This is a genomic window from Psychrobacter glacincola, from assembly GCF_965118485.1.
Classification (GTDB): domain Bacteria; phylum Pseudomonadota; class Gammaproteobacteria; order Pseudomonadales; family Moraxellaceae; genus Psychrobacter; species Psychrobacter glacincola_D.
On the sequence record NZ_CBCPJH010000013.1, the window covers coordinates 1 to 14822 of the forward strand.

The following is a 14822-nucleotide window of genomic DNA, read 5'->3' on the forward strand; positions in this document are numbered from 1 at the left end:
GTTAAAACTAATTTAGTTTAAGTTAGATGATATGCCGCTCATTTTGTCTAAATAGCGCAATCTCGTATTGGTTATTGATTAATAAGGTGGATGTAATTTAAAGGTAATTCTAAAAAGTCGTTGATGCTATCAACGCTAGATTAGTGCCCTGCTTTATTGTACGATACGCCACCATAAACCTTACGATATAGACAGCTCTTTATGCCAACTAATCCTCAAGATACTAACCATAACGAACCCTCAGAATCTACAGAGAATCCGACAATACAAGTAATAGAAGAAGCTGCGCGGACAGACCGTAGCTTTGATGCAATTGCCGATCATTTTGAAAAAAAGGTTTATGGTGGCTTAAAGGGAGATATTCGACTGGCGGTATTGCGCCGTGATATTTTTAGCTATGTTGATGGGATGAGTCGTACACTTGGGCGACCGTTACGTATCTTAGATGTGGGTGCAGGACTCGCGCAAATTGCCATTGAGCTTGCCGCTCAAGGACACATACTAGTTATCAATGATATCTCAGCCAATATGTTGGAGAAAGCGCAAGTAACCGCTGCACAATGTAGTGAGAATCTAGACATTACGTGGCATATATGTCCATACCAAGAGCTTGCAGAAAAGTTAATGGATAAGACAGAAAAATTCGATTTGATTATGTGTCATGCACTGCTCGAATGGTTGGCAGAGCCTGCTTTAGTGATGGATTTTTTTGATCAGCAATTGACCGATAATGGAGCACTATCACTATGCTTTTATAATCCAGCGAGTTTCGATTATCGTAACTTGATAATGGGTAATTTTAACTTACTCGATAACACGGACTATAAAGCCGACAATAAAAAAAGCTTAACCCCCAATCATCCGGTTGCCAAAGAAGAGGTTAAAGCTTGGCTAAAGGCACATGATTATCAAACTTTGGTTGCCAGCGGTCTGCGGGTATTTCACGATTATTCACCGCTGAAACGTGGTGGTCATAATGATCCTGAGGCAGTCATACGCATGGAGCTACGCTACTCACAATTGGAGCCGTATAAATGGCTTGGACGTTACTTACATCTACTAGCGACGCGTGTCTCTTAAACACATATCGCTTAAAAAATGTAAAACTTAAGTATCTAGCATCCTTTTGATAAAGACAACTTGATAAGCGCTATCAGATGTCTTCAAGTCGCTCAGACCTATCATACTCTGACCATGTAGTGGCATTGATGTCTTTTTCATCAAAAACTACCACATGCTCGAGTATCGGTAAGATACCGATTTGTGTACCGATTTCATGGTTGTGATGGCTGGCGACTAAGGATAAGACCGTTTGACCATCGGCGAGCTGTAAGCGATAGAGATAGTTGGCACCGCGAAACACCCGACCAACGACCAATGCAGTTTGTATGCTTTCATCATCATGAATGATGTCATCGGGACGCACCAATATCTTAATCGGTGTGCCGTTAGGGTAGTCATATTCACAATATTGCGGCTGACCTGACGCATCATAGACTTCCATACGTCGATAAATATCACCAAGCGCCGTTTCGACATGACCTTCTTTAATGATGCCGTCTATCATCGCGCCTTCACCAACAAACTCAGCGACAAACGGGCTGACAGGTTTATGATATAGCTCACTTGGGGTTGCCCATTGTACCAGTTTACCTTTATGCATCACCCCAACTTTATCCGCAAGCGCAAATGCTTCATTTTGATCATGAGTGACCAAAATAGCAGTGGTATTGGTACGTTTGAGAATATCGCGGACATTCATAGCCAATGATTCACGCAATACCACATCTAAGTTCGAAAACGGCTCATCGAGCAGCAATAGCTTAGGCTTTGGCGCTAACGCACGAGCCAATGCCACGCGCTGCTGCTGCCCACCGGATAGTTCATTTGGGCGCTTATCAGCGTGCTCAGATAATTCTACCAACGCTAGCATTTCAGAAACGCGGGCCTTTTTGTCAGCAGCAGACCATTTATTAAGACCAAAAGCGATATTTTTTGCCACGCTTAAATGTCCAAATAACGCATAGTCTTGAAATACCATTCCCATTCCACGCTTGGCAGGCGCAACAGCAAATGAGACACGTGCCGCTTGCTCTGTCAGGCGCTGATCGTTAAGCGTAATTTTGCCGCCACGACTCTCTTCTAATCCTGCAATAGCCCTTAAGGCCGTGGTCTTACCGCAGCCGCTATAGCCCAAAAAGCAGCCGATTTCACCTTGCTGTAAATCTAGCGACAAACCATTGACCACTATCGTATCGTCATAGCCAACTACTAAGTCTTTTACACTAAAATAAGGCTGGGTGGTGGTCTCATGATCCTGAGTGAGCGAGTTATCTAAACTAGCAGTGCCTTGCTGTAATTCTCTATCCGCCAAAGCTTGCGCCATTTGTGCCTTGGTTATAATAGTAATAGGTGGCTTTTTCACATTACTTTGACGTGCTTTACTCTGAGGCTCTAAAGAATTAGAGTCTGCTGAATCTATTGAATTATTCATCAAGTCAGTATACATAAACAGTACCAGTAAGCTATTAGTGAAAAAACCAACATCACAATGTTAAACGTTAAAATTACGGAAAATACCAATGAATATCATTTGATTATTTAAGCACACTATTTTAATTAAAAAACACCTTAACCCTGTTTGTCACTTTGACGCAGCAATATCCAAACAGGAATAAGACCGACCAATACTATCAACAAACTTGGCAATGCGGCGCGCGCCCACATGCCTTCACTGGTCATCTCAAATACCCGTACCGCCAGCGTATCCCAGCCTTGGCGCCGCGTCATCAAGGTAATCGGCATCTCTTTCATCACTTCAACGAAACCCATTAATAAGCCGGTTAAAACACCTGGGCTTAATACTGGCAACATCACTTGTCGCCAGCGCTGAAAAGGACTGTCACTCAGCAATTTAGCAGCCGCTTCTTGATTAGCCGTTAGACGTTGAAGCTGGCGATCTACCGGCTGAAAGCTCACTGTCATAAAACGAGTTGACAAAGCCAATAGCATCACAATCACACTACCGGATAGGAACTGCGTAGGGGTCACACCAAAAGCAATCAGCTGATTATCCAGCCACGCAATCGGAATAAAGATACCAACTGCCAACACTGTACCCGGCACCACATAGCCCAAATTGGCTAAGGTAGTCATAAGCTTGGTCAATTTATCCGGATATTGACGCTTAATCCAAGCAATCATAATCGCTAAGACCGCGATAAACGCGGTGGTCATACTAGCAATCATGAGGCTGTTGGTGACAAAATCAATATAACGCGCATCAAAATCTTGCTGAAAGTTCGCCGCTGTCCAGCAGATAAGCTGCGCAAAAGGGATAAAAAATGCGATTAAAAATACCAGCGTACAAAGCAGCATCATAACAACTTTAGCCGGTTTGCTGGCTTCAAGACGCTTGCTACTGCCTTGGGTAATAATATTACCGCGCTTCGCTTGCCAATACTGCTCAAACAAAACAACAATAAAGATTACGCCGATTAATAGTGCTGCCAGCTGCGCTGCTGTCGTCAAGCTAAAAAAGCCAAACCATGCTTTATAAATAGCAGTGGTAAAGGTATCAACATTAAATACGGACACCGCGCCAAAGTCCGCTAGTGTCTCCATACTTGCCAGTAATAAACCACCAATTATCCAAGGTAATGCTTGTGGTAATGCTAGCCGAAAAAACACCTTGCTACGACTTAAGCCGAGCATCTGACCAGCTTCTATTGCTCGTCTACCTTGAGAGAGAAAGGCTTGGCGCGCCAGTAAATAAACATAAGGATAAAATGCTAATGACAATACTAGCCCTGCGCCCCAAACATTTCGTACTGAGGGAATGGCAGTTGTAATGCCAAAATCTCTTAACGCCGTTTGTAATGGTCCACTAAAGTCAACGATGCCTACTGTAACAAATGCTAAAACATAAGCTGGCATCGCGAGGGGCAGCATTAGTGCCCACGAAAAAAACCGCTGTCCAGGGAAGCGGTACATACTTGTGACCCATGCCAATGCTGTGCCGACCGTGCCAGAAATCACGGTGACCATTAATAGTAAAATAGCGGTGTTTTTGAGAACTTGTGGCAATACGTATTCACGCATGTGCCCCCAAATATCAGAAACTGGCTGCGTCCATGACAATAACACGATTAAAATCGGTACAAGCATAAACAACGAAATCAGTCCTAAGACTGATTTCGAGATGACACGTTTACGGGTAGCATGGTCTTGGCGAATAGCGTTACTCGTATTGCCTTTCTCATTACTTTCATTGACAGTATTGTTCTGACTGGCAGACGCTTCTGGCATTATTGTCATAAGTTGTTACCGTGTCATACGCATCATAACTATATTAAATAACTGACAGATTAAATGACTAGCAGACTTTTATTTATAGCCTGCTTTGTCCATCATTTGAATGGCTTGGGTTTGGCGTTCGCCAAATTTCTGTACGCTGATGCTATCTTGTTTGAATGGACCCCAAGATCTGAGTAGCTCTGATTCATCGACACCTTCTTTTACTGGATATTCTTTATCAGAACTGGCATAGAGACCTTGTGCTTCATCAGAGGATAACCATTCCATCAATTTGAGCGCACCATCAGGATTGTCTGAGTCAGTAATAACGCCAGCGCCAGAGATATTGACATGGGTACCGGTAGTCTCTTGGTTTGCCCAGAATATCTTCACTGGGAAATCAGGCTTTTCATCAAGAATACGACCGTAGTAATAGCTGTTAGCGACACCCACTTCACACTGACCAGCAGCGATAGCTTCTAACATACTGGTATCGTCACTGAATGCGTCAGTGGCTAAATTAGCAACCCAACCACGGATGACGGCTTCTGTTTTTTCTTCGCCTAAATTTTCCATCATACTGGCAACCAATGATTGGTTATAGACCGCTTTTGATGAGCGTAGGCAAAGCTTACCTTTCCATTTTGGATCTGCCAAATCTGCGTAAGTTGATAGTTGGTCAGCACTTACTTTACTTGGGTCATAAAAAATCGTACGAGCGCGCAATGATAAACCTGTCCACATGCCTTTAGGATCACGATATTTAGCCGGTACGTTGGCTTCCAAAACACTAGAAGCAACAGGTTGCAACAAACCTTGCTCTGCTGCTTGCCATAAGTTGCCCGCATCAACGGTCAACAGCATATCAGCTGGGGTGTTTTTACCTTCCGCTTGTAAGCGCGCCATTAATGGACCTGTTTTATCGGTCACCAGCTCAATTTTGACACCCGTTTGCTCAGTATAGCGGTCTAACAAAGGCTTGATTAACTGCTCATTACGTGATGAGTAGATAGTCACTGTCTGTCCATCAGCGGCAGTCGCTTCTTCTTTTACTACCTCTTGCTCAGTGCTTGGTGCAGTCGTTTCAGCGTCAACGCTTTCTTCTGGCGTCGATGATTTACTACAGCCAGCAAGCGCCAACATCATGCCAAATACGGCAACCGGTAAAGTAAGCTTAGTAAAAGATAAATTTGCACTGATCACATTCAATGACATGGCTTTCCCCATAATATCGCGACGGATAGGTAGAATAAAACGACATTAAAAATCATGGATTGATAGGATTAAAAAGACCCTAATGTCTGGAAAGACATATACTAATGGAAATGAGATTAATTATCAATACATTTATCTGGCTCAACTGTTCAGCAAATTATTAGATTATTAATGATTTTTTGAAGTAGTTTTTAGAGCAATTTTGATGCAGCTATCATAAATTTTGCCATACTTTTCAAACAAAACTTATAACAATTATTATCTTATATTAACCATTGACCCAAGATAGCATTAACCGCCGCTTCGGTACGCAGAATCCGTTCACCTATATGCACCGCTTGGCAGCCTTGCTTTGTAAGTAGCTCAATTTCATAATCAATCCAGCCGCCTTCTGCGCCGATAAAAACCATACTCGGTAGTATTGAACTGTGAGATGATTCAGAGTTTTCTAATTGCTTTTGCAGATGTTGTTGCTGCATATATTTCGAAAATAATAATTCACCATAGGGGTGAGCGACAATAGCTCGATTGGTGATTAACTGTGCCAATTCGTCTTCGACAAAAGGTTTAAAGCGTTTTTGCAGACTGATACGCGGCGCGACCGTATCAACGCCTTGTTGCAGCCCTTCTAATACGAACTCTTCAAGGCGACTTAGCATCGGGCTTTGCCAGTAGCTTTTTTGTGTCCGATAGCTGTTAATCAAGATGATATCGCGGACACCGAGCGCGGTCATATCCATAATCAGACGCCGTAATACTTTTGGGCGCGGCAGTGCCAGTACTACCGTCAGATTTAGCTTAGGTGGCGGTGCTGTCGTTAGATTTACATCAATTAGTAAAATATGCTCAGGCGTAATATCAGCAATGATAGCGCTGCCAAGATTACCCTCTAGCTGTCCTATCTTTAAGGTATCGCCAACTTTTGCCCCCAGCACTTGATTAACATGCTCAATTTGTGCCTTTGCATTGATATGTGTAGATTGATTAGAGAAGTTTGCAGCCGGTAATAAGATACAGTTCATAGTGGCTCTTATTTCAGATCTTGGCTAACGTTTTGCATAGCAGACTGCTCGATGACCTTTTCAATCATCGATAACTGACGACTTAATACGGCTTGCTGCTGCTCAATCGTCTGCGCACCCGCTTGCCCTGCTTGCTCAGCCATTGTTAAATGACTCAGCCAATATTTTAGCTGTTGATAAATCAGCGTTTCATTATCGACAGATTGTGGGTTTCTATTCTCTTGCTTATCATGATTACTAGGCTGATATAACGCCTGATAAAAAGAGTTATTAGGCTGATATAACGCTCCGACGCTGGCCAATTTATCTACGACGCTTTGGCAAGATTGCGTATGAATACCCATCAATACCGGTGTCGCCACACTTGCCGGTTCAACCGGATTATGGCCGCCAACTTTGACTAATGAGCCGCCTACCAATGCCACATCTGCAAGGGCATACCAATTCATTAACTCACCCATGCTGTCAGCTAAATAAACTTGAGTAGTGATATCAATGGTTTCTGCTGCACTGCGCCTTGCCATGGTCAAGCCTGAATGCTGAATCAGCGCTGCCACTTCATCGAAACGTTCTGGATGGCGTGGGACGATAATAAGTAGTACTGCTGCCAATGTAGGATTTGACAGTAATTGCTGCTGCCATGACAGCGCTAACTCCTCTTCACCACTATGAGTGCTTGCTGCCACCCAGATTGGGCGATTGACCACGCCCAAATCATTCGCCGTCACACTCGTTTTTTCTACTAGCTCTGGTTGCTCACTATTTTCAATATCTGTATCAATGGCCTTTTCATCGTCTATTTCATGCACATTAGACAATTTAGGCGTATTAATGACCCATTTTAGCGAACCTGCCACACGGATTTGGGCACTATGAGCGCCCAATTGTCGAAAGCGTTTGGCAGAGTCATTATCCTGCGCAATGATTAAGCTCAAATTTTTCATCATGCTGGCACTGACTGCGCCAATCTTCTGATAGCTTTTAAAAGAGGATGCCGACAGTCTTCCATTGACCAAAATACTTGGAATATGATGCTCAGATAATTTGGTTAAGATGTTTGCCCATAGCTCTGTTTCTACAAATAAGGCAGCAACAGGTTTTACATGATTTAAAAACCGCTCAATCACCGCTGGACTATCAACTGGCACATAGCTGTGGCTCAAGCGCCCCTGCGCAATATCTTCTGCAAATCTGCTCGCGCCGCGCGCAAAACCAGTCTGAGTAGTGTTGGTCAGCCATATCCGATAACCACAAGCCAATAACGCATCCAATAATGGCGCAACAGTATTGGTTTCCCCTAAAGAGACTGCATGGCACCAGATGGTTTTGTTTTGATTATTAGCATTAAGGCTGTTATTTACATTCGCGTCTGGTATTTGTGTTTCTATGGCTAAAGGAGGCACAGGATAACGCTTACCAAAACGCTGCTCGACTTCTTGCTGATAATTATCACGCGCGTGCGAGCGTCGCCATACTTGCAGGCGGTATAGTGGCTTTAATAAACCTATGCCCACTTGATAATAAACAGGTGGCTTATATGCCGCTCGGCTTTGCATAGGCAAGGCGTTATAAGAAAGTTTTTTTGAGGTGTCAGAAGATGGCATGCAAAAGCCCAGATAATTAATGGAGCAGATAATAGGAGTCGCGTATAAAAAACGCACCAATTCTACCTGAATTTATTACCAAACAATACGCTTTTAAATTCAGGAATATTAACTATCGTTTTTTAGACCAGAATAATAATAAGTAAGGCTATCACGATAATCACTGCAAACAGTAGCTGATAGCGCTTAAGACTATGCTGCTCTTGCTTTTGGGTGCTGATTAACACTTGCGCTTGTTGCCACTGACCGAGTAAACTTGCCGCTTCTATATGCCCGTTTTCTGCCGCTTGTTCGAGCCAATATCTACCAACCTTAAGGTCTTGTATCACCCCTACGCCTTGGTAGTACATTTTACTTAATAAGCGCTGGGCACGGCTGTCATTTTTGCTCGCCGCTTGCTTAACCCATTCAACCCCCGCTTCTATGCTAACCGCTTTATCCGCGCCTTCGTTTGCTATCAGACCTTCGCCAAGGAGCTCGTACATTGCCAATCGCAACATCGCAGCGCTATTGCCTGTATCTGCAGCGACTTTTAATCCTAGCAGCGCTTGCTGCTTTGCTTGCAGGTGCATCTCTGAAAACACGACTTGATCGCGTGGCTTCTCTTGCTTAGCAATATGGCGCTCAAACTGTTCTAAAACCTTGCAGGCCTGCTCATATTCAGTTTCGCCTGCGCTCTGTGTTACCTCTATTTCATGTAGCTCTGTTAATAATTGGGTAAACATCTCTGGCGTTGGCGGTTCTTTTATTACTACTTTTACGACTGGCTTAGGCTTTGCTACTTCTATGGGTGTTGCTTCGGAATTCGTTATTTTTGTGTTTTCTACATCGGTAGCATAGCCGCTATTTTCAGGACTTATTTTATCGATAGCTATCTTTTCATTGACTATTTCAGTGTTTGGCTTATCTGTTATCTCAGCATTTGCCAGAGCTGCCATGGTGGTATCGACCAAATGAGGCTTATCACTCAACGCCTTTGGCAATCTAGTGCTGACCGCTTGGTATAATCCGCTAGCAACTTGAATACCTTGCGCCGATTTAAACGTGCGATCAATATGACCAAATAAACGCATTCCTATCGGTTCTAAAGCAAAGAAAAGCGGAATATTCCCTTTATCACTGCTATTTTTAGTATTAATATTAGCGCCGTAAAACATCGCCATATGCTGATAAAAATCATCGGGCGTCAGTGTCAATTCAGGATAGCGCGTATCTAGCTCAAACTGACCAAACCATCGTGGCGACTGCTGCCATTGCCGCGCCAATACTCGTCCGGCATAAAATGCCAAAAACACCATAAAATTACGATAGCGCTCATCTTTTAATAACGTGGCTTCATCCCAAATACCTGTTTTTACCATATCACGGCGTATCTGCGACATTAACGTATCTAGACGCTGCAAGCTTGCCAGCGATTCATCCAAGCTACAATGATGCAAATCTACTTCGTAAGCAATGCCGCCTGCGACAGCATGCCTTGCCAAAAAATCTTGCCAATAACCTGCTGCAATATAATCAAGGGGCGTTAAGGGCGATGAAGACATAAGGAGCGCGTATCCTTTAAAAAATTAAATCACTCATAGAGACAATAAATAGAAGCAATAAATAAAGCTAATCGACCGAAGCAATAAACAAATAGTTATCATACAAAGCCTTGCTTACCTTAACCTAAAACAGGCAGCCCTACAATAATGGACTAAATAAACGGACGACATTATCAAACAAGCGCTCAGACTTACGCCGCTGTTGCCATTCATCCAAGCTTAAAAAACGACAGCTTTGTAGATAAGACTCTTGGCAAGCAGCAACTTGCGCAACCATTTCAGGCGTATAAATTGCCAAACTGACTTCCATATTTAGATAAAAACTGCGCATATCGATATTTACGGTGCCAAATAAACAATAATCATCGTCAATAACCACTGTTTTGGCATGTAGCAGACCACCTTTAAACAAAGCAATGACCACGCCCACCTCTAATAACTCTTGATAATAGGCTTGTGAGGCGTGCTGAACCAAGAACGAATCGACCTTCTCAGGGATAATCAGTATGACTTTTACACCGCGCTTGGCTGCCGTTACTAGTGCACCTGATAGAGCTTCGTCAGGTACAAAGTATGGCGTTGTAATACGAATGCAGTGATTGGCGCGATGTAAAACGGTCACTAAAGTATTATAAATAACATGGGCCGTCACTTGCGGCGCTGAAGGAATCAGCTGTGCGATTACACCTTTTACCACTGGCATTTGCGGAATCACGGTCGACATCGCCCCAGTAGAAGGTCCCTCTATATTCTCTATCGCGTCATCCAATACTTTGATGCGGCTATTGAGATCATTAATCGTCGGATTGCGCACATACAACTTACGCGTATAACTATTGACTCGTTGATGTAGCGCATCTAAATTATCGCTATTTTCCGCGCCAATATCAGTCACCACTACTTTTGCCATCGCCGTCGCAATGCTAACGTCATTATCGCTGACACTGCGTATCGCTACATCAATCCATTCACCGACATCTTTATCTTGCTTAAAAAACTTAGGGTCGACCAAATTAAAACTACCGATATAACCGATATATTCATCAATAACGACGATTTTGCGATGATTACGCAAATCTGAGCGCTTAAATAAGGTTTTAAAAAGCCCTACTGGTAGTGATTGATGGACAAAAACACCTGCCTTTTCTAATTTTCGATGGGCTTTACTATTAAAAAAGCTAAAACTTCCTACACTGTCAATCAGAATATGACATTCAACGCCGCGCTGAGCCGCTGCCATTAAAGCCTCTATAACATCGAGCACTTGCCCTTTCGGGTAAATAATATAAAACTCCATCAAAATACTGCGCTGAGCAGCATTAATGTCGTCAATTAAACGTTTAAAGATAATATTGGCGTGCGTCAACAGTTGCATATCATGGTCTGAGAACACTCCAAATCCCGTCCAGCGCGTACCAATTTGGCTAACACCTCGGTAATGAGTCGGTAACACATCTTGCCCTTCATCAAATACCAAACGCTCGCGCTGTGCCATCTCATTCATCAATAGCCGTGCTTGATCCATACGCTGACGATAACGTCGACCAATCATCGGTTCACCGACCAGCACATAAGCAATCAAGCCAAATATGGGCAAAGTAAACAAAATCGCTATCCATGCGATTGCCACCCCAATATTGCGCTGTACTGAGACAATGCGCAACGTCATCACAATCATAAGAATAATATGAAATATCAGACCCAGCCCAGCAAAGTCTGTCCATGACCATGCTGCCACTTGCTGCTCAGTAGTAGATAAAGCTTCTATTGTTTTCGCCTCCAACCGGTAATAGCATAATGCCGTCAAATATAACCCATCAAGTATAGAGTCTTTTATCCACCGTGCAATAGGTAACGACTAGTTAACTGAGTAGTTGATAAAGGTACTTTTACATCACCTAGCCATAGTCCCAAAAGCCCTTCTGACAATCATTTTATAAAAATGTGAAATAGTGTTTGACAGCCATGAGTAAATCTATATAATACACACCCACAGCAGCAGAGCTTAGTGACAAACTTAGAGCTCAGTTGATGTTGAATAAATTGCCTAGCAATTGTTCGAAGGGTGATTAGCTCAGTTGGTAGAGCGTCTGCCTTACACGCAGAATGTCGGCGGTTCGAATCCGTCATCACCCACCACTATTTAGTATAGCGTTACTTATTAAGTAATAAGCTAAGTGGTTAAATAAACTAAGTACGACCTAAGCAGCGGTAGTTCAGTTGGTTAGAATACCGGCCTGTCACGCCGGGGGTCGCGGGTTCGAGTCCCGTCCGCTGCGCCATATTTAAAACTTACTTTTAATACAAAAGTTTCAACCTCAAACATTAGATTGTTTGAGGTTTTTTTGTGTCTGGTTTTTCACCTAAATATTTGGTTTATATAAATTACACCTTCAAACCTCTTTATATCTTTGTCACTAATTAACACTTCATACTCTTTGTCTTTAAGATTGAATAACTTTGATTCTTAGAATCACCATTTCTATACTCAGTGACCAAATGCTGACCATCTTTATCCATTTACATGACATACTCATGATTTGATCAACTTTCATGGAAGACAGTCTTATGCTAAATATCGCTAAAAATAACTTTTATAATGGTCAACAATCGCCTCTATTTACTGTAGAAATTACTAAGCAAGCGCATCAATTTCATCGTCAAATTGATGGCTATCAACCAACGCCTTTGGTCTCGTTACCATTACTAGCAAGTAGACTCGGCGTTAAATCTATTCTGGTGAAAGATGAATCAAAGCGTTTTGGACTTAATGCTTATAAAGCGCTTGGCGGCTCTTATGCATTAGGACGTTTGCTAGCAAAACACCTGAACATAGATATAGCCGATATTGATTTAGCCACGATTGCCTCTAAGATTGATAAGCCTTTGGTATTTGCCACTGCAACGGCAGGCAATCATGGTACTGGCGTGGCATGGGCCGCTCAAAGAATGGGGCAGAAAGCGATTATATATATGCCAAAAGGTTCCTCGCTAGTCAGTGCGGAGCGTATCCGAAAATTAGGCGCAGAATGTATTATCACTGAAGTAAATTATGATGATACCGTACGTTTAGCTAATAAGACGGCAGTAGAAAACGACTGGACGCTGGTACAAGATACCGCTTGGGAAAGCTACGAGGAAATACCGACTTGGATTTCTCAAGGTTATATGACGATGGCAGATGAAGCGATTGAGCAAGCTGCAACTCTGAGTACAGGGCTACCAACCCATGTATTCTTGCAAGCAGGCGTTGGTTCCATGGCTGGTAGCATCTTAGGTTATCTGATAGATAAACTTGGAGCTAGCAACTTTCAAACCATTATTGCCGAGCCTAGCGCAGCTGACTGTCTCTATCAATCGGGTACAAGTGCTCAAGGCAATATAGTCAATGTAACAGGCGAGCTAAATACCATTATGGCAGGTCTTGCTTGCGGTGAGCCAAACCCCGTTACTTGGCCCGTAATAAAAGACTGCAGCCATTATTTTGCGAGTCTTGATGACAACATAGCGGCCGTTGGTATGCGGGTATTAGGCAATCCGCTATTAGGCGATACGGCTATCATCAGCGGTGAGTCAGGTGCAATCACCCTTGGTTTGCTTTATCAGCTTTGTAGTGATGCAGCCAATATTAATATCCGTCAAGACATGGGATTGAATGAAGATTCAGTCATCCTACTGTTTAACACTGAAGGCGACACCAATCCGGCAAGATATCGAGACATTGTTTGGAATTGCCAACATTAATATAAAAGCTTATATTTAAGTGGTCACATTTATCAAAGGTGTTTTAATATGAAACGTGTCAATCAATTACAGCCTTTATCTCGCCAGCATCACTTTGGGCTAAATCTGTCGCGTAATGCCAAAGAGTGCCTCGATGAGCCTAATGAGATTGCCAAACATTGGTGCAATCTCACCTCTTATCTTGACGACATGCAAGAGCATTTTGAAATCGAAGACCAGCTAATCGCTCACTCACTGCAACCTTATCGTGCTACCCATCCTGACGTTGCATTAGCGCTTGATACACTTGATGGACAGCATCAGCAGCTATACCAACTTGTCAATGAATTTGAAAATATACAAGAGGCTGCCAATAAAGAAATAACGGTGTTGCAAGTGAGAGGGTTGGCTATCCTATTATACGATCATATTCGTTTTGAAGAACGTGAGTTATATCCGGTGATTGAAAAATACCTGACCGAAGCAGAGCTGGATGCTGTTTATGCATCAAGTCCCGACAGCATCAAGCACCTTGATGAGCATCGCTAACGCTTTTGCCGCTAATACCCCTAAGTTAACTGGATATGATTGATATCAACTGTCGCTTAAACCAATTAAAAAGCCCTTAAAGAAACGCTTCCTATTTGGAACTTGTTTCATTTGAGGGCTTTTTACGTATTTATTTCTTCGAATAGCTGCTTATCTTTACAGTACTAAACACTGGCTCTAAGGTATCAGTTTAAAGAAATGCTGACGATAGTGCTTAAGCTCACGGATAGAGTCACGGATATCATCTAATGCTAAATGACTACCGCCTTTCTCAAAATTCTTGAGGACATCAGGACGCCAGCGGAAGCACAGCTCTTTGATAGACGACACATCAAGGTTACGATAATGGAAGAATCGCTCAAGTTCTGGCATTTGACGCGCCATGAAGCGGCGATCTTGACAGATTGAGTTGCCACACATCGGCGACTTACCACTATCGACCCATTTATTCAAAAACTTAATGGTTTCAGCTTCCGCCTCAGCCAGTGTCACCTTACTACGGCGTACACGGTCAACCAGTCCTGATTGCCCATGCTGCTTAGTATTCCAATCATCCATACCATTTAACTTTTGATCGGATACTTTAATCGCGAAGACAGGTCCTTCAGCGAGGACGTTCAAATCTTCATCTGTGACAACGGTGGCTATCTCGATAATCTCATCGTTTAAGGTATCAAGTCCGGTCATTTCTAAATCAATCCATACCAGCCCTTTTTTGCCTTGGTTTCTGATTTTAATTTTATTGGGATGGTCGCCGGTGGTCATAAAATATCCTATGGTCAATAAAGTTTGGGACAACTTACAAGCAATGCTTTAATAGCAATATGAATAAAATAAAGCGCCTATCTGACTACTGATTACAAAGAATA

Annotated in this window: 11 protein-coding genes and 2 tRNA genes; 5 read left to right on the top strand and 8 right to left on the bottom strand. The window is 42.8% G+C overall.

The genetic code is table 11. The features are described from left to right. Positions 1-201: 201 nt before the first annotated feature. On the top strand, positions 202-1080 hold the full coding sequence (locus ACMHKH_RS06585) for a methyltransferase domain-containing protein (protein WP_413519848.1): 879 nt from the start codon (positions 202-204) through the stop codon (positions 1078-1080). A 73-nt stretch (positions 1081-1153) separates the two neighbouring features. Here ACMHKH_RS06585 and ACMHKH_RS06590 read toward each other — a convergent pair whose 3' ends face one another. From ACMHKH_RS06590 to ACMHKH_RS06620, 7 genes are all read right to left on the bottom strand, one after another. Then, entirely contained in the window at positions 1154-2509 is a 1356-nt protein-coding gene (locus ACMHKH_RS06590; protein ID WP_413519849.1) for an ABC transporter ATP-binding protein, read from the bottom strand. A gap of 122 nt (positions 2510-2631) precedes the next feature. Then, on the bottom strand, positions 2632-4317 hold the full coding sequence (locus tag ACMHKH_RS06595) for an ABC transporter permease (RefSeq protein WP_413519850.1): 1686 nt from the start codon (positions 4315-4317) through the stop codon (positions 2632-2634). Between the two features lie 69 nt (positions 4318-4386). Next, positions 4387-5511, bottom strand: a complete 1125-nt coding sequence (locus ACMHKH_RS06600; RefSeq protein ID WP_413519851.1) for an extracellular solute-binding protein — start codon at positions 5509-5511, stop codon at positions 4387-4389. Positions 5512-5774: 263 nt separating this feature from the next. Beyond that, the gene (locus ACMHKH_RS06605) at positions 5775-6533 is read right to left on the bottom strand and encodes a 16S rRNA (uracil(1498)-N(3))-methyltransferase (RefSeq protein WP_413519852.1); all 759 of its coding nucleotides are present in this window, start codon (positions 6531-6533) and stop codon (positions 5775-5777) included. Positions 6534-6541: 8 nt separating this feature from the next. Continuing rightward, positions 6542-8137, bottom strand: coding sequence for a 3-deoxy-D-manno-octulosonic acid transferase (locus ACMHKH_RS06610; RefSeq protein WP_413519853.1), 1596 nt, complete (start codon positions 8135-8137; stop codon positions 6542-6544). A 122-nt stretch (positions 8138-8259) separates the two neighbouring features. Beyond that, positions 8260-9681 carry a tetratricopeptide repeat protein gene (locus ACMHKH_RS06615; RefSeq protein WP_413519854.1) on the bottom strand — a complete coding sequence of 474 codons (1422 nt, stop codon included), beginning with the start codon at positions 9679-9681 and terminating at the stop codon, positions 8260-8262. A 139-nt stretch (positions 9682-9820) separates the two neighbouring features. Further along, positions 9821-11464, bottom strand: coding sequence for a cardiolipin synthase (locus ACMHKH_RS06620; RefSeq protein WP_413519906.1), 1644 nt, complete (start codon positions 11462-11464; stop codon positions 9821-9823). Between the two features lie 280 nt (positions 11465-11744). On the opposite strand from ACMHKH_RS06620, the gene ACMHKH_RS06625 reads away from it, so the two are divergent. The 4 genes from ACMHKH_RS06625 (at position 11745) to ACMHKH_RS06640 (ending at position 13953) form a co-directional block, all read left to right on the top strand. Continuing rightward, a tRNA-Val gene (locus ACMHKH_RS06625) sits at positions 11745-11820 on the top strand. 66 nt (positions 11821-11886) lie between these two features. Then, a tRNA-Asp gene (locus tag ACMHKH_RS06630) sits at positions 11887-11963 on the top strand. A 271-nt stretch (positions 11964-12234) separates the two neighbouring features. Further along, positions 12235-13425, top strand: a complete 1191-nt coding sequence (gene dpaL / locus ACMHKH_RS06635) for a diaminopropionate ammonia-lyase (RefSeq protein WP_413519855.1) — start codon at positions 12235-12237, stop codon at positions 13423-13425. Between the two features lie 48 nt (positions 13426-13473). Further along, positions 13474-13953 carry a hemerythrin domain-containing protein gene (locus ACMHKH_RS06640; RefSeq protein WP_413519856.1) on the top strand — a complete coding sequence of 160 codons (480 nt, stop codon included), beginning with the start codon at positions 13474-13476 and terminating at the stop codon, positions 13951-13953. 177 nt (positions 13954-14130) lie between these two features. Here the strand turns inward: ACMHKH_RS06640 and orn are convergent, their stop codons facing one another. Beyond that, positions 14131-14718 carry an oligoribonuclease gene (gene orn, locus ACMHKH_RS06645; protein ID WP_413519857.1) on the bottom strand — a complete coding sequence of 196 codons (588 nt, stop codon included), beginning with the start codon at positions 14716-14718 and terminating at the stop codon, positions 14131-14133. Positions 14719-14822 lie beyond the last annotated feature (104 nt).

Coding starts and splice junctions, on each gene's coding strand:
- ACMHKH_RS06585 (WP_413519848.1), top strand. CDS start 202: ATGCCAACTAATCCTCAAGATACTAACCATAACGAACCCTCAGAATCT.
- ACMHKH_RS06590 (WP_413519849.1), bottom strand. CDS start 2,509: ATGTATACTGACTTGATGAATAATTCAATAGATTCAGCAGACTCTAAT.
- ACMHKH_RS06595 (WP_413519850.1), bottom strand. CDS start 4,317: ATGACAATAATGCCAGAAGCGTCTGCCAGTCAGAACAATACTGTCAAT.
- ACMHKH_RS06600 (WP_413519851.1), bottom strand. CDS start 5,511: ATGTCATTGAATGTGATCAGTGCAAATTTATCTTTTACTAAGCTTACT.
- ACMHKH_RS06605 (WP_413519852.1), bottom strand. CDS start 6,533: ATGAACTGTATCTTATTACCGGCTGCAAACTTCTCTAATCAATCTACA.
- ACMHKH_RS06610 (WP_413519853.1), bottom strand. CDS start 8,137: ATGCCATCTTCTGACACCTCAAAAAAACTTTCTTATAACGCCTTGCCT.
- ACMHKH_RS06615 (WP_413519854.1), bottom strand. CDS start 9,681: ATGTCTTCATCGCCCTTAACGCCCCTTGATTATATTGCAGCAGGTTAT.
- dpaL (WP_413519855.1), top strand. CDS start 12,235: ATGGAAGACAGTCTTATGCTAAATATCGCTAAAAATAACTTTTATAAT.
- ACMHKH_RS06640 (WP_413519856.1), top strand. CDS start 13,474: ATGAAACGTGTCAATCAATTACAGCCTTTATCTCGCCAGCATCACTTT.
- orn (WP_413519857.1), bottom strand. CDS start 14,718: ATGACCACCGGCGACCATCCCAATAAAATTAAAATCAGAAACCAAGGC.